Annotated in this window: 18 protein-coding genes; 5 read left to right on the forward strand and 13 right to left on the reverse strand. The window is 72.7% G+C overall.

Annotation, left to right across the window (positions count from 1 at the left end):
• Positions 1 to 133 precede the first annotated feature (133 nt).
• The 8 genes from whiA to O7609_RS02870 all read right to left on the reverse strand — a co-directional run bounded on the left by whiA (position 134) and on the right by O7609_RS02870 (position 7,774).
• Entirely contained in the window at positions 134 to 1,111 is a 978-nt protein-coding gene (gene whiA, locus O7609_RS02835) for a DNA-binding protein WhiA (protein WP_219090905.1), read from the reverse strand.
• The gene (locus O7609_RS02840; protein ID WP_269736991.1) at positions 1,102 to 2,118 is read right to left on the reverse strand and encodes a gluconeogenesis factor YvcK family protein; all 1,017 of its coding nucleotides are present in this window, start codon (positions 2,116 to 2,118) and stop codon (positions 1,102 to 1,104) included. Before O7609_RS02840 ends, whiA begins: the two co-directional genes overlap by 10 nt.
• A 5-nt stretch (positions 2,119 to 2,123) precedes the next feature.
• Complete coding sequence (rapZ, locus tag O7609_RS02845; RefSeq protein ID WP_269744303.1) at positions 2,124 to 3,119, reverse strand: RNase adapter RapZ; 996 nt, start codon at positions 3,117 to 3,119, stop codon at positions 2,124 to 2,126.
• 49 nt (positions 3,120 to 3,168) lie between these two features.
• Positions 3,169 to 5,166 carry an excinuclease ABC subunit UvrC gene (uvrC, locus tag O7609_RS02850; protein ID WP_269743027.1) on the reverse strand — a complete coding sequence of 666 codons (1,998 nt, stop codon included), beginning with the start codon at positions 5,164 to 5,166 and terminating at the stop codon, positions 3,169 to 3,171.
• Between the two features lie 119 nt (positions 5,167 to 5,285).
• Positions 5,286 to 5,702, reverse strand: a complete 417-nt coding sequence (locus O7609_RS02855) for a RipA family octameric membrane protein (RefSeq protein ID WP_269743028.1) — start codon at positions 5,700 to 5,702, stop codon at positions 5,286 to 5,288.
• Entirely contained in the window at positions 5,657 to 6,277 is a 621-nt protein-coding gene (locus tag O7609_RS02860) for a GNAT family N-acetyltransferase (protein ID WP_269743029.1), read from the reverse strand. The genes O7609_RS02855 and O7609_RS02860 overlap by 46 nt, the downstream gene beginning before the upstream one ends.
• 86 nt (positions 6,278 to 6,363) lie before the next feature.
• Positions 6,364 to 7,020: an MBL fold metallo-hydrolase gene (locus tag O7609_RS02865; RefSeq protein WP_269733320.1), complete on the reverse strand. Its 657-nt coding sequence runs from the start codon at positions 7,018 to 7,020 to the stop codon at positions 6,364 to 6,366.
• A gap of 52 nt (positions 7,021 to 7,072) precedes the next feature.
• On the reverse strand, positions 7,073 to 7,774 hold the full coding sequence (locus O7609_RS02870) for a maleylpyruvate isomerase family mycothiol-dependent enzyme (RefSeq protein ID WP_269743030.1): 702 nt from the start codon (positions 7,772 to 7,774) through the stop codon (positions 7,073 to 7,075).
• A gap of 243 nt (positions 7,775 to 8,017) precedes the next feature.
• Between O7609_RS02870 and uvrA the strand changes: the two genes are divergently transcribed.
• Together uvrA and O7609_RS02880 are read left to right on the forward strand one after the other, a co-directional pair.
• A complete protein-coding gene (gene uvrA, locus O7609_RS02875) occupies positions 8,018 to 11,044 on the forward strand; it encodes an excinuclease ABC subunit UvrA (RefSeq protein WP_269743031.1) in 3,027 nt (1,008 codons plus the stop codon).
• 22 nt (positions 11,045 to 11,066) lie between these two features.
• Complete coding sequence (locus tag O7609_RS02880) at positions 11,067 to 11,492, forward strand: Rieske (2Fe-2S) protein (RefSeq protein WP_269733323.1); 426 nt, start codon at positions 11,067 to 11,069, stop codon at positions 11,490 to 11,492.
• Positions 11,493 to 11,564: 72 nt separating this feature from the next.
• Here the strand turns inward: O7609_RS02880 and O7609_RS02885 are convergent, their stop codons facing one another.
• The 4 genes from O7609_RS02885 to uvrB all read right to left on the reverse strand — a co-directional run bounded on the left by O7609_RS02885 (position 11,565) and on the right by uvrB (position 17,672).
• Positions 11,565 to 12,587 carry a TerC family protein gene (locus tag O7609_RS02885; RefSeq protein WP_269733324.1) on the reverse strand — a complete coding sequence of 341 codons (1,023 nt, stop codon included), beginning with the start codon at positions 12,585 to 12,587 and terminating at the stop codon, positions 11,565 to 11,567.
• A gap of 254 nt (positions 12,588 to 12,841) precedes the next feature.
• Positions 12,842 to 14,758, reverse strand: coding sequence for a TerD family protein (locus O7609_RS02890; protein WP_269743032.1), 1,917 nt, complete (start codon positions 14,756 to 14,758; stop codon positions 12,842 to 12,844).
• Positions 14,759 to 14,787: 29 nt separating this feature from the next.
• Entirely contained in the window at positions 14,788 to 15,366 is a 579-nt protein-coding gene (locus tag O7609_RS02895; protein ID WP_269733326.1) for a TerD family protein, read from the reverse strand.
• Positions 15,367 to 15,527: 161 nt separating this feature from the next.
• A complete protein-coding gene (gene uvrB / locus O7609_RS02900) occupies positions 15,528 to 17,672 on the reverse strand; it encodes an excinuclease ABC subunit UvrB (protein WP_269743033.1) in 2,145 nt (714 codons plus the stop codon).
• A 205-nt stretch (positions 17,673 to 17,877) separates the two neighbouring features.
• Here uvrB and O7609_RS02905 point away from each other — a divergent pair, with 205 nt between their 5' ends.
• Both O7609_RS02905 and O7609_RS02910 read left to right on the forward strand, forming a co-directional pair.
• Entirely contained in the window at positions 17,878 to 18,903 is a 1,026-nt protein-coding gene (locus O7609_RS02905; RefSeq protein WP_443072045.1) for a glycerophosphodiester phosphodiesterase, read from the forward strand.
• A 61-nt stretch (positions 18,904 to 18,964) separates the two neighbouring features.
• Entirely contained in the window at positions 18,965 to 19,609 is a 645-nt protein-coding gene (locus O7609_RS02910; protein ID WP_269743034.1) for a methylated-DNA--[protein]-cysteine S-methyltransferase, read from the forward strand.
• A gap of 32 nt (positions 19,610 to 19,641) precedes the next feature.
• Here O7609_RS02910 and O7609_RS02915 read toward each other — a convergent pair whose 3' ends face one another.
• Positions 19,642 to 20,403: a PIG-L deacetylase family protein gene (locus O7609_RS02915; RefSeq protein ID WP_269733329.1), complete on the reverse strand. Its 762-nt coding sequence runs from the start codon at positions 20,401 to 20,403 to the stop codon at positions 19,642 to 19,644.
• A gap of 72 nt (positions 20,404 to 20,475) precedes the next feature.
• Between O7609_RS02915 and O7609_RS02920 the strand changes: the two genes are divergently transcribed.
• On the forward strand, positions 20,476 to 21,255 hold the full coding sequence (locus O7609_RS02920) for a class I SAM-dependent methyltransferase (RefSeq protein WP_269733330.1): 780 nt from the start codon (positions 20,476 to 20,478) through the stop codon (positions 21,253 to 21,255).
• The last annotated feature ends 69 nt before the right edge of the window (positions 21,256 to 21,324 follow it).

A 21,324-nucleotide genomic window follows, 5' to 3' on the forward strand; every position in this document is an offset into this window, starting at 1 on the left:
GCCGCGGGTCCGGCCGCCGGGGAACTCTCGCCTGCCGCGTCGGCGCGCACCGCCGCGGCAGGCGGGCCCCGCGGGTCCGGCCGTGCGGCGGCGCGGTTCGCGGCACCGCCAGGCCGGGTCCCGCCGGACCCGCTCAGCCGACCATCTCCTCCGTGAGCGAGGACTCCGTCCCGGGAATGCCCAGGTCCGAGGCGCGCTTGTCGGCCATCGCGAGCAGCCGCCGGATACGGCCGGCCACCGCGTCCTTCGTCAGCGGCGGGTCCGCGAGGGCGCCCAGCTCCTCCAGCGAGGCCTGCTTGTGCTCCATGCGCAGCCGCCCGGCGGCGGCCAGGTGCTCGGGGACGTCCTCCCCGAGGATCTCCAGCGCGCGCTGCACCCGGGCCCCCGCGGCCACCGCGGCGCGGGCCGAGCGGCGCAGGTTCGCGTCGTCGAAGTTCGCCAGCCGGTTCGCCGTGGCCCGCACCTCGCGGCGCATGCGCCGCTCCTCCCAGGCGAGCACGGAGTCGTGCGCGCCGAGCCGGGTGAGCAGCGCCCCGATGGCGTCCCCGTCCCGGACGACGACGCGGTCCACGCCGCGCACCTCGCGGGCCTTCGCCGCGATCTGGAGCCGGCGCGCGGCACCGACGAGCGCGAGGGCGGCCTCCGGCCCGGGGCAGGTCACCTCCAGCGAGGAGGAGCGGCCCGGCTCGGTCAGCGAGCCGTGGGCGAGGAACGCGCCGCGCCAGGCGGCCTCGGCGTCACAGGTGGCGCCGGAGACGACCTGGGGTGGCAGCCCGCGGATCGGCCGGCCGCGGCCGTCGACCAGCCCCGTCTGCCGGGCGAGCTGATCACCCCCGGCAACCACCCGGATGACGTAACGGCTGCCGCGGCGCAGCCCGCCCGGGGCCATCACCACGAGGTCGGACTTGTGCCCGAAGATCTCCTCGATGTCCCTGCGCAGCCGCCGGGCCGCGATGGCCGTGTCCAGCTCGGCCTCGATGACGATGCGCCCGCTGACCAGGTGCAGCCCGCCGGCGAAGCGCAGGATCGAGGAGACCTCCGACTTGCGGCAGCAGGTCCGGGTGACGGTGAGCCGGGAGATTTCGTCCTTCACCGCTGCCGTCATCGCCATGGGCCGATCCTTCCATGCATCCGAAAAATACGGTCGTACGCGGCGGCCAGCCGTTCCGGGTCGTGCCGCGGCGTGCCGTCCTGCGCGGCCACCCGCGCCAGCTCCACCGTGCCGCCCAGCCGCTCGGCGGCCTCGCGCAGACTCTGCTGGTCGGGCACAGCATCCTGGTCCGCCAGCACGACGTCGAAAGCGAGTTTAGGGGCGTGTCGGGCCAAAACCTCCAAATGACGCTGCGGGGAGAATCCGGCCGTCTCGCCCGGCTGGGGTGCCAGGTTCAGCGAGAGCACCCGGCGCGCCCTGGTCTCGACGAGGGCCTGGCGCAGCTCCGGCACCAGCAGATGCGGGATCACCGAGGAGAACCAGGAGCCCGGGCCGACGACGACCCAGTCGGCGTCGAGCACGGCGGCGACGGCCTCCGGGACGGCCGGCGGGTCGGGCGGCACGAGCCGCACCTCCCGCACCTCCCCCGGGGTGAGGGCCACGGTGGCCTGCCCGACGACGGTGCTCTCCTCCTCCGGCAGGCCGGGGTCGTGCCCGCGCACCTGGGCCTGGAGCTGGAGCGGGACGGCCGACATCGGCAGCACCCGGCCGTGGGCGCCGAGCAGCTTGCCGACGAGGTCCAGCGCGGCCACGTGGTCGCCGAGCTGCTCCCACAGGGCGACGATCAGCAGGTTGCCGACGGCGTGCCCGTTCAGCTGGCCCTCGCCGCCGAAACGGTGCTGCACGACCCGGGACCAGGTCTGGCCCCAGTCGTCGTCGCCGCACAGCGCGGCCAGCGCCTTGCGCAGGTCACCGGGCGGGAGGACGTCGAGTTCCGCCCGGAGCCGCCCGCTGGAGCCCCCGTCGTCGGCGACCGTGACCACGGCGGTGAGGTCGCCGGTGATGCGGCGCAGCGCGGTCAGCGACGCGGACAGGCCCCGGCCGCCGCCGAGCGCGACGACCTTGGGCTGCCCCTTGCCGCCGGGCAGCAGCCGGCGCCGTCGCAGCCGCAGGGAGCGGCCGGCCACCGAGCTCATTCGCGGCCCATGTCTCGGTGGACGACGACGGTCTCCACGCCCTCGGCGGACAGCCGACGGCCCAGCCGCTCGCTCACGGCGACGCTGCGGTGCTTGCCACCCGTGCAGCCGATGGCGATCGTGACGTAGCGCTTGCCCTCCCGGCGGTAGCCGGCGGCGATCAACTGGAGCAGCTCGGCGTAGCGGTCCAGGAACTCCTTGGCACCGGGCTGCTCGAAGACGTAGTCGGCGACCTCGGGGCTGGTGCCGGTGTAGGGGCGCAGCTCGGGCACCCAGTGCGGGTTCGGCAGGAACCGGCAGTCCGCCACGAGGTCGGCGTCGACGGGCAGGCCGTACTTGTAGCCGAAGGACATGACGGTGGCCCGCAGCTCGGGTTCCTCCTCCCCGGCGAACCGGGCGTCCATCTTGGCGCGCAGCTCGTGCACGTTGAGGCTGGAGGTGTCGATGACGAGGTCGGCGTCGCCGCGCAGCTCCCGCAGCAGGTCGCGCTCGGCGGCGATGCCGTCGACGATGCGGCCGTCCCCCTGGAGGGGGTGCGGGCGGCGGACGGACTCGAAGCGGCGCACCAGGGTCTCGTCCGAGGCCTCCAGGAACACGGTGCGCCGGGCGACGTGCTTGGCCTCCAGCGACGCCAGCGACTCCTTGAGGGCGTCGAAGAAGCGGCGCCCGCGGACGTCGACGACGACGGCGATGCGGGCGACGTTCCCCTGGGAGCGGGCCCCGAGGTCCACCATGGTCGGGATGAGTGCGGGCGGCAGGTTGTCGACGACGAACCAGCCGAGGTCCTCCAGGCACTTCGCCGCGGTGCTGCGCCCCGCCCCGGACATGCCGGAGATGATGACCAGCTCGGGGATCGTCGTGCCCTCCGCGCCGTTGCCCTCGGCCGGGGTACCCGCGTTCACGTCTGCTCCCGTGTCGTCTCTGCTCTGGTCCGCGGCTCTGCTCCCGTCCGCGGTTCGGTTCTGCTCGGCGGCTCTGCGCTGCTCGTCCATGATCTCTTCCCCCGGTCCGGTGGCGCGGGACGCGCCGTGCGCGCGGCCCTCACCGTTCATCATCGTCGATGATTTCGCCCGTGGTGGTGTTGACCGCCGGGGCGGGACGCGTGGATTCCGCCAGCGCCGCCGCCACCAGCTCCGCCGTCCGCCGCCCTATCCCGGGGACCTCGCACATCTGTTCCACCGTCGCCGACCGGAGTTTCCTGACGGACCCGAAGTGCTTGACGAGGGCCTGCCTGCGGGTCTCGCCCAGGCCCGGGACGGCGTCCAGCGGACCGGTCCTGAGCGCCTTGGAGCGCTTGCCCCGCTGGTAGCGGATGGCGAACCGGTGGGCCTCGTCCCGCACCCGCTGGAGCAGGTAGAGGCCCTCGCTGCTGCGGGGCAGCACCACGGGGTCGTCGTCCCCCGGCAGCCAGACCTCCTCCAGGCGCTTGGCCAGCCCGCACACGGCGACGTCGTCGATGCCCAGCTCGTCCAGCGCCCGGCGCGCGGCGGCCACCTGCGGCTGCCCGCCGTCCACCACGACGAGCTGCGGCGGGTACGCGAACCGCTTGGGCCGGCCCTCCGGGGTGCGCGGCCCCGCCTCCCCCGGCTCCCGGGCCTCGCCCTCGTCGTCCTCCGGCACGGCCCACTCCCCCGTCTCCCGCCGCTCGGCGAGGTAGCGGCGGAAGCGGCGGGAGACGACCTCGTGCATGGCGCGGACGTCGTCCTGCCCGGCGAAGGACTTGATCTGGAAGCGGCGGTACTCGCTCTTGCGGGCCAGGCCGTCCTCGAAGACGACCATGGAGGCGACGACGTCGTCCCCATGGAGGTGGGAGACGTCGAAGCACTCGATGCGCAGCGGCGCCGAGTCCAGCTCCAGGGCCTCGGCGATCTCCTCCAGGGCGCGGGAGCGCGTGGTGAGGTCGGAGGCGCGCTTGGTCTTGTGCAGGGCGAGGGCCTGCTGGGCGTTCCGCCCGACGGTCTCCATCAGGGCGCGCTTGTCACCCCGCCGGGGCACCCGCAGGCTGACCCGGGAGCCGCGGCGTTCGGCCAGCCACTCGGCGACCGGTTCCACCGGCTTCGGCAGCGCGGGGACGAGCACCTCCTTGGGGACGGCCTCGCCCTTCTCCTCGCCGTAGAGCTGCTGGAGCGCGTGCTCGACGAGGTCGGCGCTGCCGAGGGGCTCCACCTTGTCGGTCACCCAGCCGCGCTGGCCGCGCACCCGGCCGCCGCGGACGTGGAAGATCTGGACGGCGGCCTCCAGCTCGTCCTCGGCCAGCGCGATGAGGTCGGCGTCCGTGGCGTCGGCCAGCACCACGGCCTGCTTCTCCATGGCACGCGTCAGCGCCCCGATGTCGTCCCGCAGGCGGGCCGCCCGCTCGTATTCCATGTCCTCGGACGCCTCGCGCATCCGCGCTTCGAGCCGGCGGAGGTGGGTGCCCGTCCGCCCGGCCACGAAGTCGCAGAACTCCTCGGCCAGATCGCGGTGGTCCTCCGCGCTGATCCGCCCCACGCAGGGGGCCGCGCACTTGTCGATGTAGCCCAGGAGGCAGGGCCGCCCGATCTGGGCGGACCGCTTGAAGACCCCGGCGCTGCACGTGCGGACGGGGAAGACCCTCAGCAGCAGGTCCACCGTCTCCCGGATCGCCCAGGCGTGCCCGTAGGGGCCGAAGTAGCGCACGCCCTTCCGCTTGGCGCCCCGCATGACCTGGACCCGGGGGAACTCCTCGTTCATCGTCACGGCGAGGAACGGATAGCTCTTGTCGTCCCGGTACTTGACGTTGAACCGGGGATCGAACTCCTTGATCCAGGTGTACTCGAGCTGGAGGGCCTCGACCTCGGTGCCGACGACCGTCCACTCCACGGAGGACGCGGTCGTCACCATCGTCGCCGTGCGCGGGTGCAGCCCGGCCAGATCCTGGAAGTACGACGAGAGCCGCTGCCGCAGGCTCTTGGCCTTCCCGACGTAGATCACCCTGCGGTGCTCGTCCCGGAAGCGGTACACGCCCGGCGAGTCGGGAATCTGCCCCGGTGAGGGCCGGTAGCTCGACGGATCTGCCATACCCACCAGCCTACGTGCGCACGGTGACAGCCCGGATGCGCCCCGCCCCGCCGCGCGACCGCCGGCCGGCCTCGGGGCGGACGGGCGGCCGGCGGGGCGCCGCTCCCGGGCGGCGATCGCTACCCGGTGGCGATCAGCACCAGCACCACCAGCCAGCACACGGCCACCAGCGCCGGTATGAACACCATCAGCGTCCCCGTCGGCGAGGCCCGCAGCCAGCTCGCGGGGCGCTCGCCCTCCATCCCCTGACCGACGACGCGCTCACCGCCGTGCCAGAGCAGGTACCGCTCGAACTCCACGACGGCGGTCTTGCGGGCCTGGAGGTAGCGCCGCCCGAAGCGGAGCATCTGCGAGAAGGCGACGGACGCGCCGAAGCCGATGACGGCGACGACGACGGCCAGTCCGCGCAGGGGCTCGGAGTCGTCCCCCTGCCCGCCCAGGGCGAAGGCGGTGGCGGCCGCGAGACCGGCGGTGATGTAGAAGAAGTTGTTCAGCTTCTGCCAGTTGGTGGTGTCCTCGTGCTTGTAGAGGTCCACGGCGACGCCGTACTGGCTCTGCACCAGTGCCTGCGGCGCCTGCGCCGCACCCAGACCACCCGCGGCATTCCGTCGGGCGGTGTCTGCCGGACCAGCTCCTGGAAGCCGAGCCTGCGGTGGAAGCGCGTGGACGCCTCGTTGGGCGGTTCGGCGACGACCGCGGCGATCACCGGGCTCGTCTTCCACTGGTCGAGCACGTGGTTGTACAGCCGGGAGGCGACGCCCTGCCGGGCGGCGCGCGGCGCCACACACACCTGCTTGATCACGAGGAAGCCGCCCAGATCGGCCCTGATCCGGTGGTTCAGCCACTCGTGCGCGCCCAGGGCCTCGTCGCTGTAGGCGAGGAGGAAGCCGACGACGTCGGCCCCCTTGACCGCGACGTAGAAGTGCTCGGCGGTCTTGAGCCGCGCCCGGTAGGTGTCGGCGGTGTAGCCAGAGACGAGGAACCCGCTCCTGCTCGCCTCGTGGGGGTCCGTGCGGTCCAGGCTCCGCGAGGCGGCCAGCTCCACGATCGCGTCCACGTGCTCCTCACGAGCCCGGATGATCGCCAGGTCGTTGCTCTCCCCGGTGGCCATGCCGCCGTCCCCTCCCCGCTGCCTGCTGCCGACCTCCTCAATTTACCTTCTGCGCTGGGGTGTTGACGCACGCGGTGACGCGGCTGTCACCAGCCGCGCTCGCGCCACTCGGCCAGGTGGGGGCGCTCGGCGCCGAGGCTGGTGTCGGCGCCGTGGCCCGGGTAGACCCAGGTCTCGTCCGGGAGTTGCCCGAAGAGCTTGGTCTCGACGTCGTGCAGGAGCGAGGCGAAGTGCTCGGCGTTGCCGAAGGTGTTGCCGACGCCGCCCGGGAAGAGGCAGTCGCCGGTGAACAGGTGCGGGTGGCCGTGCGGGTCGTCGTAGACGAGCGCGACGGATCCGGGGGTGTGGCCGACCAGGTGCCGGGCGGTGAGGCGGACCGCGCCGAAGGAGACGGTGTCGCCGTCGTCCAGCGGCACGTCGGTGGGGACGGGGATGCCGGCCACGTCCTCGCGGCCCGCATAGGTGCGGGCGCCCGTCGCGGCGACGACGTCGGAGAGGGCCTGCCAGTGGTCGCCGTGCCGGTGCGTGGTGACGACGGCGGTGATGCCGTCACCCCCGATGAGGCTCAGCAGGGTCTGCGGCTCGTTGGCGGCGTCGATCAGGAGCTGCTCGTCGGTGGTGCGGCAGCGCAACAGGTAGGCGTTGTTGTCCATCGGGCCGACGGCGACCTTGGAGATGATCAGGTCGGCCAGCTCGTGGACGTCGGCCGGGCCGCCGACCGTGACCTTTCCGGTGTAGGACATGTGGGTCTCCTTGCGGCGAGGCCGCGGACGGCGGCCGGGTGGTCGGATGGGGTCAGAGCGGGGGCAGGACGGGCAGCGCGCCGGGTCCGGCGCTGAGACCGGTGCCGTCGGTGCGCCCGGCGAGCCAGCCTGCGAGCGCGCCGGGGGCTCCGGTGACGGTGACCTCGGGGCCGCCGGCCTCCGCCCCGCGGCCGGTGCGCCACGTCCGGCCGTCCTCGGTGCGCAGCTCGGTCGCCGGGACGTCGGGGTTCCCGGAGAAGCGCCGGGCCAGGTAGCCGATGAGGGCCTCGGTGAAGGCGGCCGGCATGTCGTCCGGCTTGCGGCCGGCGTCCAGGTCGACGTGGTGCAGCTCGACCTCGACCTGGCGCCGGAAGGGGATGGCCCCGGCCCGGTCGGTGACGCCGTTGCGCAGCTCGACGCGTTCCTCCCAGCGCTCGCCCTCGTACCGGGCGAAGGCCGCGCTGAGCCGCTCGGCCGTGGCGCGCAGATCGTCGAGCTGGGCGGCGAGCGGGCGGGGTGCGCCGCTCTCGATGTCGGCTTCCCGGGCCTCCGCGCTCGCGTACATGGGCCGCCCTTCGAGGACGTTGACCAGCGCGTCGGCGTTGCGGGCGAGGTGGGCGAGGACATGGCCGCGGGTCCAGCCGGGCAGCCCCGAGGGTTCGGTGAGGGACGCGTCGTCCAGTCGCGAGACGGCGGCCAGGAGTGCGTCGGTGGACTCCTGGAGGGCCGCTACGTCGTCTTGTGGCACGTTCATGATCCAACGCTATCGCCGCCCCGCGACGGGGTGAAGTCGGCTCCGGTCGTGGTGGTGGGGTTGCGCGCGGGGGCGCGTGGTCGTGCACGCGCGGCGCAGTGACGGACACGCCGCGAAATCGAATGTGCGTGCTATAAGCTCGCGGTAGTGGCATCCCGAAGACACACCGGCCGCGGCCGCCATACCCTGGTATGCGGGGCCGCTCGTCCGGACCCGCAATCCACATGAAAGGTGCCAATCGGCGTGGCCGACCGTCTCATCGTCCGTGGCGCTCGCGAGCACAATCTGAAGAACGTCTCGCTCGACCTCCCGCGTGACTCCCTCATCGTCTTCACCGGGCTCTCGGGATCGGGCAAGTCCTCGCTCGCGTTCGACACGATCTTCGCCGAGGGCCAGCGCCGTTACGTGGAGTCGCTCTCGTCCTACGCACGGCAGTTCCTCGGGCAGATGGACAAGCCGGACGTGGACTTCATCGAGGGCCTGTCCCCCGCGGTGTCCATCGACCAGAAGTCGACCTCGCGCAACCCGCGCTCCACGGTCGGCACCATCACCGAGGTCTACGACTACCTGCGGCTGCTGTTCGCCCGGATCGGCAAGCCGCACTGCCCGGAGTGCGGGCGTCCCATCGCCCGCCAGTCGCCGCAGGCCATCGTGGACAAGGTGCTCGGCCTGGAGGAGGGCAGCCGGTTCCAGGTGCTCTCGCCGCTGGTGCGCGAGCGCAAGGGCGAGTTCGCCGACCTCTTCTCCGACCTCCAGACCAAGGGCTACAGCCGCGCCCGGGTGGACGGGAAGACGGTCCAGCTCTCCGACCCGCCCAAGCTGAAGAAGCAGGAGAAGCACACGATCGAGGTGGTCGTCGACCGCCTGACCGTGAAGGGGGGCGCCAAGCGGCGGCTGACGGACTCGGTGGAGACGGCGCTCGGGCTCTCCGGCGGCATGGTCATCCTCGACTTCGTGGACCTCGACGAGGACGACCCGCAGCGCGAGCGGATGTACTCCGAACATCTCTACTGCCCCTACGACGACCTGTCGTTCGAGGAGCTGGAGCCGCGCTCGTTCTCCTTCAACTCCCCCTTCGGGGCCTGCCCCGAGTGCACCGGCATCGGCACCCGGATGGAGGTGGACCCGGAGCTGCTCGTCCCCGACGGGGAGCGGTCCCTCGACGACGGCGCCATCCACCCGTGGTCGCACGGGCACAACCGGGAGTACTTCGGGCGGCTGATCGGCGCCCTGGCCGACGCCCTCGGCTTCCGCACCGACATCCCCTGGGACGGGCTGCCGCAGCGGGCGAAGAAGGCGCTGCTGCACGGGCACCGCACCCAGATCGAGGTCAGCTACCGCAACCGTTACGGCCGCCAGCGCTCCTACACCACCCCCTTCGAGGGGGCGGTGCCCTTCGTGCGGCGGCGCCACGCGGAGGCCGAGTCCGACTCCAGCCGGGAGCGCTTCGAGGGCTACATGCGCGAGGTGAACTGCCCGTCCTGCGAGGGCACCCGGCTGAAGCCGATCGTGCTGGCCGTGACGGTCAAGGGGCGGTCCATCGCCGACGTGGCCGCCATGTCGATCAGCGAGTGCGCCGACTTCCTGCGCGACATGACCCTCAACGCCCGCGAGAAGAAGATCGCCGAGCGGGTGCTGAAGGAGGTCAACGAGCGGCTGCGCTTCCTCGTGGACGTCGGCCTCGATTACCTCTCGCTCAACCGCGCAGCCGGGACGCTCTCGGGTGGCGAGGCGCAGCGCATCCGGCTGGCGACGCAGATCGGCTCGGGCCTCGTGGGCGTGCTCTACGTGCTGGACGAGCCGTCGATCGGCCTGCACCAGCGGGACAACCACCGGCTCATCGAGACCCTCGTGCGGCTGCGGGACCTGGGCAACACCCTGATCGTCGTCGAGCACGACGAGGACACCATCCGCACCTCGGACTGGGTTGTGGACATCGGTCCGGGCGCGGGCGAACACGGCGGCAAGGTCGTGCACAGCGGGCCGCTGGCGGAGCTGCTGTCCAACGAGTCCTCCATGACGGGCCAGTACCTCGTCGGCAAGAAGCAGATCCCCACCCCCGCCGAGCGCCGCCCGGCGGACGCGGAGCGGCAGCTGACGGTCGTCGGCGCGCGGGAGAACAACCTGCGCGACATCGACGTCGACTTCCCGCTGGGTGTGCTGACGGCCGTCACCGGGGTCTCCGGTTCCGGCAAGTCGACCCTGGTCAACGACATCCTCTACACCCACCTCGCCCGGGAGCTGAACGGCGCGAAGGCCGTGCCGGGGCGGCACACCCGGGTCGTGGGCGACGACCAGGTGGACAAGGTCGTCCACGTCGACCAGTCCCCCATCGGGCGCACCCCGCGCTCCAACCCCGCCACCTACACCGGGGTCTTCGACCACGTCCGCAAGCTGTTCGCCGAGACGATGGAGGCGAAGGTCCGCGGCTACCTGCCCGGCCGGTTCTCCTTCAACGTCAAGGGCGGACGCTGCGAGAACTGCTCGGGCGACGGCACGATCAAGATCGAGATGAACTTCCTGCCCGACGTGTACGTGCCCTGCGAGGTGTGCCACGGCGCCCGGTACAACCGGGAGACGCTGGAGGTCCACTACAAGGGCAAGAACATCGCCGAGGTGCTGGACATGCCGATCGAGGAGGCGATGGACTTCTTCGAGGCCGTCCCCGCCATCGCCCGGCACCTGCGCACCCTCAACGACGTGGGGCTCGGCTACGTGCGGCTGGGGCAGTCCGCCCCCACCCTCTCCGGCGGCGAGGCACAGCGCGTGAAGCTGGCCTCGGAGCTGCAGAAGCGCTCCACGGGCCGCACGGTCTACGTGCTCGACGAGCCCACGACCGGCCTGCACTTCGAGGACATCCGCAAGCTCATCTCGGTGTTGGAGGGCCTGGTCGACAAGGGCAACACGGTCATCGTCATCGAGCACAACCTCGACGTCATCAAGACGGCCGACTGGGTCGTGGACATGGGCCCCGAGGGCGGCGTCGGCGGCGGTCTCGTCGTCGCCGAGGGGTCGCCGGAGGAGGTCGCCGCCATCCCCGCCAGCCACACCGGCAAGTTCCTCCGGGACGTGCTGGGCGACCGGGTCAGCGACGCGCCGGTGGACGGCGGCCGGCGGCGCCGGACCGCCGCGGCCAAGCCGAAGGCCAAGGCGGCCGCGGCGGGCCAGGCGAAGAACGTCACGGCGGTCCGCAAGGCGGCGGCCAAGACGTCCGCCAAGACCCCCGCCAAGAAGACGGCCAGGAAGACGGCCGCGGGCAAGCGGGCCTGACCCCGCACGTAGGCTGACCCGCGTGACAGACGACGAACGGCGCAGCCCGGGCCGTCGCACCGTGCTCTGCGGTGCGGCGGCCTCGGCCGCCGGCCTCACCCTCTCCGGCTGCGGGGGCGCCGACGCCCCCACGGCCCCGCAGTCGGCCACTCCGACGGCGCCCGTCGAGCTAGGCTCCGCCGACGACGTCCCCGTGGGCGGCGCTCATGCGTTCGCTGCGCGGAGCATCGTCGTATCGCAGCCCGAGCCCGGGCGGTTCAGGGCGTTCAGCGCGGTGTGCACGCACAAGGGCTGCGTGATGGCCGCGGTGCGGAAGCTGACGATCCACTGCGCCTGCCACGGCAGCAGCTTCGACACGACGACGGGCGAGGTGCTCGGTGGCCCTGCGCGGGAGCCCCTGCCGGAGGTACCGGTCCGGGTCGAGGGCGACGGACTGATCGCCGGCTGACGGTACGTCGGCCGGCGATCAGTCCGGTAGGTCGCGCCCCTGCCTCGCGCACGGGAAGCCGTGCGCGGTGCCTCAGCGGCCCGCGCTCTCGCTCTCCCGGGCGGGCCGCTCGGCCTCGTCGCCCCCGGCTGCGTCCCTCTCGGCCTGCGCGTTCTGCTTCTTCGCTGCGATCAGGCTGGTGACGGTCGTGACGACCAGCACGCCGCAGATGACGCCCAGCGAGACCGGGGTGCTGACGACGGGGACGTGCACACCCTGCTCGTGCAGCGCGTGCAGGACGAGCTTCACCCCGATGAAGCCGAGGATGACCGACAGCCCGTAGGAGAGGTGAACCAGCTTCTTCAGCAGCCCGCCGATCAGGAAGTAGAGCTGCCGCAGCCCCATCAGCGCGAAGGCGTTGGCGGTGAAGACGATGTACGGGTCCTGGGTGAGGCCGAAGATGGCGGGGATCGAGTCCAGGGCGAACAGGACGTCCGTGGTGCCGATGGCCAGCATGACGATCAGCATCGGCGTCATGAGGCGGCGGCCGTTCTCGACGATCGTCACGCGCGTGCCGTGGTACTGGTCGGTGGAGGGGAAGCGCTTCTCGACCAGCTTCAGCAGGCGGTTCTCCTCGTACGCCTCTTCCGAGGCGTCGGCGCGGGCCTCCTCGATGAGCTTCCACGCCGTCCAGACGAGGAAGGCGCCGAAGATGAAGAACACCCAGGAGAACTGGGAGATGACGGCCGCGCCCGCCGCGATGAACACACCGCGCAGCACCAGCGCGATCAGCACCCCGACCATCAGCACCCGCTGCTGGTAGGCGGCGGGTACCGCGAACTTGGCCATGATGAGGACGAAGACGAAGAGGTTGTCGACGCTGAGCGACTTCTCGGTGATGTAACCGGCGAAGAACTCACCGGACGAGGTGGCGTTCCCGAAGAACAGCAGCCCCAGACCGAACAGGACGGCCAGGGCCACCCAGACCGCCGACCAGATACCGGCCTCCTTGACGGAGACCTCGTGGGGTTTGCGTCCGCCGATGAAGAAGTCGACGGCGATCAGGGCACAGAGACCGAGAATGGTCACCGCCCAGGTGGTCATGGTGACGTCCATGCAGCACTCCTCCGGCTGTCGTCGCCGGAGGTCTCTTCCGCCCGGGCCTGGCCACGGGCCGACGCCCCGGGACCGCAACGGGCGGCCCGTACTGACGGGGTCATCGCAGCCGGGAATACTCCCCTCCGCAAAGTGCAGGCTATGGCAAGGTCAAGGATTCACCAAGTGGGACCCGTTGAGGTGTGACGCAACGCACAACGCGGGCCGCGCCCAGCAGAGGTGCCGCGCCGTCAGACGTGCCGTCAGACCCGCCGTCAGACGTGCCGTCCGCCCGGGCGGGCCCGGACAGCCTCGGCCAGCGTGCCGAGGACCCGCGGCAGGATCGCGCTGCCCTGCGGCACGTGCGGCGGCTCGTACGTCCACTGGTGCCGCACCCACGGGTCGGCGACGTGGTCGTCCGGGATGGGCGTGATCCGCAGGAGCGAACGCCACAGCGGGTCCAGCAGCGGGCCGAAGTCGGCGGCGTCCTCCCGGTCCGCGACGAGGAGCAGATGGACGCCGACGGCCGGTCCCTCGTCCGCGAGGTAGCGCAGCTGGGTGATCGCGCGGTCGTCGAAGCCGTGCGGGAAGTCGTGCACGAGCAGGAGCTGATCGCTGGTGTCCAGGCCGGGCGGCAGGGCGTCGGCGGCCCGGTTGCGGACGGCCAGCTGCACCAGGTCCACCCGCTCGGTGAGGCGGCCGAGGACGCCCGACACACCGGCGGCGCCGCGCGCCGGGGCCTCCCGCAGCAGCCCGGAGTCCAGCAGGGGGCGCAGGGTGTGTGCCGCCGAGCCCGCCGCGTCGATCACGTGCACCGTGAACCCGCCCGGCGGGTGCACGGCCAGCAGCCGCCCCGCCACCGCCGTGGCCAGCAGCCCGGCCTCGCGCCGCAGCTCCTCGGCGTCGATGACCTCGGCGGCGGGCTGGCCGCCCCGGCCGGAGTCGATCCACAGACCGCGTTCCAGCGGCAGCCTGACCAGCATGGGTATCCGCAGCCCGATGCGCTCGGGCAGGCTCAGATCCCCCAGCCGCAGGGCCGAGGGCGCCGACCGCGGAACCCGGTAACCGTGCCAGACCGGGTTGTCCCAGCCGGCGAACGCGGGCGGCAGGGCGGGCTCGACGACCCCGGACTCGGCCGCCAGCTGGTCCAGGTCCCGGTCGAGGGCCTGCTGGGCGCGGGCGATCAGCTCCGCCTGCCGGGCGCGGGCGCGCTCCCGGGCGGCGTCGGCCGCCGGGCCCGTGCGGGTGCGCGGGTCCGCGAGCACCTCGTCGATCTCCTTCTCCAGCCGCTCGTCGGCGAAGGCGACGGCGCCGCGGTAGGCGGCGACCGTACGGGCCAGGTCCTCGAACATGCCCCACACCTGGTTGTAGAGCCGCTCCTCCATGGACCAGCCCGAGGCGTCGCCGGCGACGGGCTGCGGCGCCTCCTCCCGCTGGGCCCCGTCCGGCGGGCCTTCGTTCGGCGCGGCCCCGGCCTGCGGAGCCTCGTTCCGCGCTGACCCGGCCTGTGACCCGGCCCCGGGGCGAGTGGGGTGCCGGTAGTCGACGCGCGCGCCCGGCTGCGGCTCGGGGCGGGCGGACGCGCCGCCGGGAGCCGCAGCGGTCCCGGGGGCGGCGGCCCGCGTCGGGGGCCCGGGAACTCCGGCCGGGGCGGCGACGGAGGCCAGGATGCCCTCGGCCAGGGACCGCGCCCGTTCGTCCGGCAGGCCGTGGTCGGCGCACAGGGCGGACAGCCCGCCCGCGTAGCCCTGCCCGACGGCCCGAACCTTCCAGGCACCGGCCCTGCGGTACAGCTCGACGGCCGTGACGGCGGACTCCCCGTCGAGGCCGGTGAGGCTGTACCCCGCCCACGGCACGCCGTCGGGCCCCAGGACGGCGATCCGCGGCGCCGCGATGGCGCCGAACCGCACCGGCCCACCCGGAGTGAGCGTCAGCCAGATCCGCACGGACTCCGCCTCGCCCGGCACCTCGTCCAGCGCCAGGGTGATCCGGTGGCTCTCCCGGGAGCCCGCCGCGGGCGACACCCCGGGCGGCCCGGCCGCTCCCGGGTGCCCGAACCAGCCCTCGCGGGTGCGGCCCTCGGCGTCGCACAGGGCGGCGCCGGCGATGACGGGCCGCTCCGCCGTGACGTGAACCTGCAGGTCCGGGCCCACCAGCGGATGGTTCTGCCCGCGCACGAGCTCGGCCGTCATCGTCGGTTCCCCCCTCGTCCCCGCGTTCCCTACAGGTGCGGCGCGATGGCCGGCATCAGGTCCTGGAAGGTGCGGCCGTTGGCCGGGGCGCCGATGGCCGTCATCGACCAACCGTCCCCCTGCCGGTGCACCTTGGCCATGATCTGGGCCGTGTACGCGCCGCCGCCGGTGAGCGTGTAGCGGGCCAGTTCGGTGGCCGTCGTCTCGTCCAGCAGCCGGCAGAAGGCGTTCTCGACCTCCGCGAACGTCTGGCCGGTGAAGGAGTTGACGGTGAAGACGATCTGGTCGACGTGGACGGGCACCCGGTGCAGGTCCACCAGGATCGCCTCGTCGTCACCGCCCTCCCCCACGCCGCCGACCAGGTTGTCGCCGGTGTGGGTGACGGAGCCGTCGTCGCTCTTCAGATGACGGAAGAAGACGACGTCGACGGGCTGCTGACCGGCGAACAACACGGCCGAGGCGTCGAGGTCGATCTCCTTGCTCCGCCGGCCGAAGAGCCCGCGGCGGGCCGCCGACCGCCATCCCAGGCCCATGCGCACCGCGCTGAGGGAGCCTCCGCCGGTCTTCTCCAGGCTGATCGCCTGCCCTTTGGACAGATTGACCGTCACGTGTCCTGCTCCCCTCTCGGCGGTGTCACGACAGCCGCCCTCGACGCCGCCTCGAACCCTACGCAGTGCGCCCGGACCGTGTACCGGTCCACCCGTGCTTTGTGGCGGTCCTGCAACAGTCCGGCCACAGCGGACGGCTCCCCGAGCCCGGCACGGGCCGGCTACTTGAGCCCGGCCTCGCGCATCTGGCGGAGCTCCTTCTTCAGCTCGCCGACCTCGTCCCGCAGCCGCGCGGCGACCTCGAACTGCAGCTCCGCGGCGGCGGCCCGCATCCGCTCCGTCATCTGCTCGATGAGACCGGCCAGCTCGGTGGCGGGCCTGTCGGTGGGCTTGCCGTCGGCCGGCGTCTTGCCCGCCGCGGAGGCCGCGGCCTTCACCTGCCCCTTGGCCAGGGCCGGCACCGGGGCCTTGCCCTTGCGCTCGCCCTCCGGGGCCTGGCGGTACCCGGTGCCCAGGAGCTGCTCGGTGTCGACCTCCTCGCGCGCGATGGCGGAGACGATGTCCCCGATCTTCTTGCGCAGGGGCTGGGGGTCGATGCCCTTCTCCTTGTTGTAGGCGATCTGCTTGGCACGGCGGCGGTTCGTCTCGTCGATGGCCTTCTCCATCGCCGGCGTGATCTTGTCGGCGTACATGTGCACCTGGCCGGAGACGTTGCGGGCGGCGCGGCCGATGGTCTGGATCAGCGAGGTGCCCGAGCGGAGGAAACCCTCCTTGTCCGCGTCGAGGATGGCCACCAGCGAGACCTCGGGGAGGTCCAGCCCCTCCCGCAGCAGGTTGATGCCGACCAGGACGTCGAACTCGCCGGCCCGCAGCTCGCGCAGCAGCTCCACCCGGCGCAGGGTGTCCACGTCGCTGTGGAGGTAGCGGACGTTGATGCCCAGCTCCAGGAAGTAGTCCGTGAGGTCCTCCGCCATCTTCTTCGTCAGCGTCGTGACGAGGACGCGCTCGTCCTTCTCGGTGCGGGTGCGGATCTCGTGGACCAGGTCGTCGATCTGGCCCTCGGTGGGCTTGACGACCACCTCCGGGTCCACCAGCCCCGTCGGGCGGATGATCTGTTCCACCACGCCGTCGGCCCGGGACAGCTCGTAGGAGCCGGGCGTCGCCGACAGGTACACCGTCTGGTCGATGCGCTCCAGGAACTCCTCCCACTTCAGCGGGCGGTTGTCCATGGCGGACGGGAGCCGGAAGCCGTGCTCGACCAGCGTCCGCTTGCGGGAGGCGTCACCCTCGTACATGGCCCCGATCTGCGGCACCGTCACGTGCGACTCGTCGATGACGAGCAGGAAGTCCTCGGGGAAGTAGTCGAGCAGGGTGTGCGGGGGCGAGCCGGGCTCGCGGCCGTCGATGTGCAGCGAGTAGTTCTCGATCCCGGAGCAGGTGCCGATCTGCTGCATCATCTCCAGATCGTAGGTGGTGCGCATGCGCAGCCGCTGGGCCTCCAGCAGTTTGCCCCGCTTCTCCATCGTCTCCAGGGTCTCGCGCAGCTCGTCCTCGATGGCGCGCACGGCCCGGGCCATCCGCTCCTCGCCCGCGACGTAGTGCGAGGCGGGGAAGACGTACAGCTCCGTGTCGTCCGACATCACCTCGCCGGTGATCGGGTGCAGCGTCGAGAGCGCCTCGATCTCGTCACCGAACATCTCGATGCGGACGGCCAGCTCCTCGTAGACGGGGAACACCTCGATGGTGTCGCCCCGCACCCGGAAGGTGCCGCGGGTGAAGGCGGCGTCGTTGCGCGCGTACTGGATCTCCACGAGGCGGCGCAGCAGGACGTCCCGGTCGGTCTCCTCGCCGACCCTGAGCGGCACCATCCGGTCCACGTACTCCTGCGGCGTGCCCAGGCCGTAGATGCAGGACACCGAGGCGACGACCACCACGTCCCGCCGGGTGAGCAGCGAGTTCGTCGCGCTGTGCCGCAGCCGCTCCACCTCCTCGTTGATCGAGGAGTCCTTCTCGATGTAGGTGTCGGACTGCGGAACGTAGGCCTCGGGCTGGTAGTAGTCGTAGTACGAGACGAAGTACTCCACCGCGTTGTTCGGCAGGAGCTCGCGGAACTCGTTCGCCAGCTGCGCGGCGAGCGTCTTGTTCGGCGCCATCACCAGCGTGGGGCGCTGGAGCTTCTCGATCATCCACGCCGTCGTCGCCGACTTGCCGGTGCCCGTGGCGCCCAGCAGCACGACGTCCTTCTCCCCCGCCTCCACCCGCCGCGCGAGATCGGCGATGGCCGTGGGCTGGTCACCGCTGGGCTGGTAGGGGCTGACGACCTCGAAGGGCGCCACCTTGCGTTCGATCTGGGATACGGGCCGCATGTTCCCACCGTACGGCGCACCACCGACAACGTTCAGCTCGTCGTCATCCGGCACCCGTTTGGCGCCCATGCACCGGCAGCCCTCGCTGGAAAACCTCTCTCACGGCCGCGTTGCCGACGCGGCGCGACGGACCGCCGACGCGGCGTGGACGCCCCCGCTCCGCCGGGTGCGGTCGCCGCCGTCCCCCACCGTGAGGAGTCGCCCCGTGTCCCTTCGCCCCATCGCCCTGACCGGTTCGCTGCTGGGAGTCCTCGCCCTCGTCCTCGCCGTGGCCCCGGCCCCGGCCGCACCGGCCCCGGTGGGGCCGCTGGACGCCGGTCCGCGGGAGCGCCCCGCCCCCGCGGCCTCCCCCACCGCCGTGCCGCGGACGCCGCCGACGCCGTCCGGGGCGACGCCGGAGGGCTCGGCAGACGTGCTGGCGATCGCCCACCGCGGCGCCTCGGCCTACGCCCCGGAGAACACCCTGGCCGCCGCCGACAAGGCCCTGGAGCTGGGCGTGGCGTGGGTGGAGAACGACGTGCAGCGCACCCGCGACGGCGAGCTCGTCGTCATGCACGACGCGACGCTGGCCCGCACGACGAACGTCGAGGAGGTCTTCCCCGACCGCGCCCCGTGGCGTGTCGGGGACTTCACCGCCGCCGAGATCGCCCGGCTCGACGCGGGAAGCTGGTTCGGCACCCGCTACACGGGCGAGCCGGTGCCCACGCTGGAGCGGTTCCTGGAGCGGATGACCGTCAACCACCAGAAGCTGCTGCTGGAGATCAAGAAGCCCGAGCTGTACCCGGGCATCGAACAGGACATCCTGGACGAGCTGCGCGACGAGGGCTGGCTCAGCCCCTACCACGTGCGGCGGCGCCTGGTCGTCCAGACGTTCGACGCGGACTCGCTGCGCCGGGTGCACGCGCTCAACCCGGCGGTCAGGACCGGCTTCCTCGGGACCCCGGAGGTCGCCGAGCTCCCCGAGTACGGCACCTTCGCCGACCAGGTCAACCCGCGTTTCACGACGGTGACGCCCGAGTACGTGGCGGCCGTCCACGCGGTGCTCGGCGCGCACGGCCGGCCGCTGGAGGTGTTCACGTGGACGGTGGACGACGGGCCCACGGCCGCCAGGCTGGCCGGGGCGGGCGTCGACGGGGTGATCAGCAACCGTCCCGACGTCGTCCGCGACGCGATCGAGCGCGGGGAGCGGGACCACGAGCGCGATGACGCGTGGGGCCGCGTCGGCCGCTGAGGCGGGCTCGACGGGCGGGCTCCCCGCCGCGCCGTCGGCGGGGAGCCGTAAGGTCGGTCGCATGACCGCCACGAACGTGCAGTCCTGCTGGACGGTGGTGCCGACGCCGATCGGCCCCCTGCTGCTCGTCGCCACGGACGCCGGGCTGGCCACGGTCGGCTTCCACGCTGACGAGCGCCTGGTGGGCCGGACCCTGGCCCGGCTCACCGCGCGCTTCGGCGCGGAGCCCACGGCCCTGCCCGAGCCGCCCGGGCCACGGCCCGCGCCGGAGGCCGGCCAAGGGCCCGCTCCGGGCCCGGGCCCGGCCCCCGCGTCGGGGCCCGGAGCGGGGCCGGTGTCGGGGCCCGGCGTCCTGCGGGCCACGGCGGCGGAGCTGGCCGCCTACTTCGCGGGGGAGGTGCGCGGCTTCGGCATCCCCCTGGACTGGCGGCTGACGGGCGGCTTCAACGCCCGCGTGCTGCACGCCCTGGCCGAGACCGTCCCCTACGGCGGGGTGGCCACCTACCAGGATCTGGCCGAGGCCGTGGGCGAGCCCGGCGCCGCCCGGGCGGTCGGGATGGCGATGGGGGCCAACCCGCTGCCCGTCGTCGTGCCCTGTCACCGGGTGGTCGCGAGCGGCGGCGGCCTCGGCGGCTTCGGCGGCGGGCTGGAGGCGAAGCGGTCGCTGCTAGCCCTGGAGGGCGTGCTCCCCGCTCCGCTCTTCTGACTCCCGGTGCGCTCGGCTGACTCCGGGCGCGCTCAGCAGGGGTGGAGCCGAAAGCCCACGGCGCGCCGGCCGCCGGTGTGCTCGGCGACGCCGTCCAGAATCGAGGTGATGAACCTGCGGGCGTACGCGTCGGGGTCCTCGTCACTGAGCGCGGTGAGATAGGCGCGGTGCTCGGCGAGCGAGGCGATGGCCAGCTCGACGTCCGGCTCGTCGACCTCCTGGATGTGGGTGGCGCCGGGGGCGGCCACGGCGACCCAGCGCACGCCGTCCCAGCGCTCCAGCGTGCCGTCGGCGAGCTGGTCGGGGAAGATCCAGCGGTTGCCCGCGTCGGCCACGGCGTCCAGGGTGGCCCGGCCCACGGCCTTGTGGTCGGGGGTGTTCCAGTAGCCGCCGGGCCAGGTGTCCTCGTGGTTGAGCGTGATCACGAGCTCGGGGCGGTGGCGGCGGATGGCGGCGGCCAGGTCGCGGCGGAGCGGGACGCCGTACTCGATGACGCCGTCGCGGTGGTCGAGGAACTCCACGTCGCGGACGCCGACGACGGCGGCGCTGGCGCGCTGCTCGGCCTCCCGCACCGGGGCGGCCTCGGCCGGGGCCATGGTGTCGATTCCGGCCTCGCCCCGGGTGGCCAGGAGGTAGGTGATCTCCTTGCCCGCCCGCACCCAGTGCGCGAGGGCTGCGGCGGCTCCGTACTCGAGGTCGTCCGGATGGGCCACGATGGCCAGTGCCCGGTCCCAGTCCTGGGGCATCTGAGCGAGTTCCTCCGCCACGTGGGCCTCCCGTCGGTCGTTACGCATCGCGAAGATCCTCACACAGCAGCGCGGCGGGGCTGGTGTCCGCCGTCCCGCTTCCGGCGAAAGGCCCTCTCCGTGTCCCGACGACTGCACGTCGACCGCTCCTCCCTCGCACACCGTATCCAGTACGCGGTCAAGCACCCGGCCCGGATTCCCCCGTACGTGCGACGCTGGGTCCGCGACCTGCGGCTGCGCCGGCTGACCGGGGGCGACCACGTGGCCTACTACCGGGCGGTGATGAAGGAGGACACCCGGCGCGATCCGGAGTCGGCGGTCGGCAGCGCCACCCACGACCGCTGGCTGGCCCTCGGCGAGATGCAGTACGACTACCTGGTGCGGCACGGGCTGTCGCCCGAGGACCGGATGCTGGAGATCGGTTGCGGGAACCTGCGCGCGGGGCGGCTCTTCATCGCCTACCTGGACGCCTCCCACTACCACGGCATCGACATCTCGCCGGAGATCCTCCTCTCCGCGCAGGAGACGCTGGTGCGGCACGGCCTGCAGGCCAAGCTGCCGCATCTGACGCTGGTCCGGGACCTGCGGCTGGCCCATCTGCCCGACGCCTACTTCACCGTCGTCCACGCGCACAGCGTCTTCTCCCACTCCCCCATCGAGGTGATCGACCAGTGCCTGGCCCACGTGGGCCGGGTGCTGGCGCCCGGCGGCTCCTTCGACTTCACCTACAACCGCACGGTCGACCGTGAGCACCACGTGCTGCGGGAGGACTTCTACTACCGCACCGAGACGCTGGTCCGGCTCGCGGAGACGCACGGTCTGCGGGCGCGCCCCATGACGGACTGGGACGAGCTCCCGCACCGGCAGTCGAAGATCCGGGTGATGCGTCCGGAGGAGTGAGCGCCGGCCCGGCACCCGCCGCCGGCGCTGGGCCCGACGTGTGGTTTCCCGCCGCCATCCCGGCGACAT

Source organism: Streptomyces sp. WMMC1477 (genome assembly GCF_027460245.1).
Classification (GTDB): Bacteria; Actinomycetota; Actinomycetes; order Streptomycetales; family Streptomycetaceae; genus Streptomyces.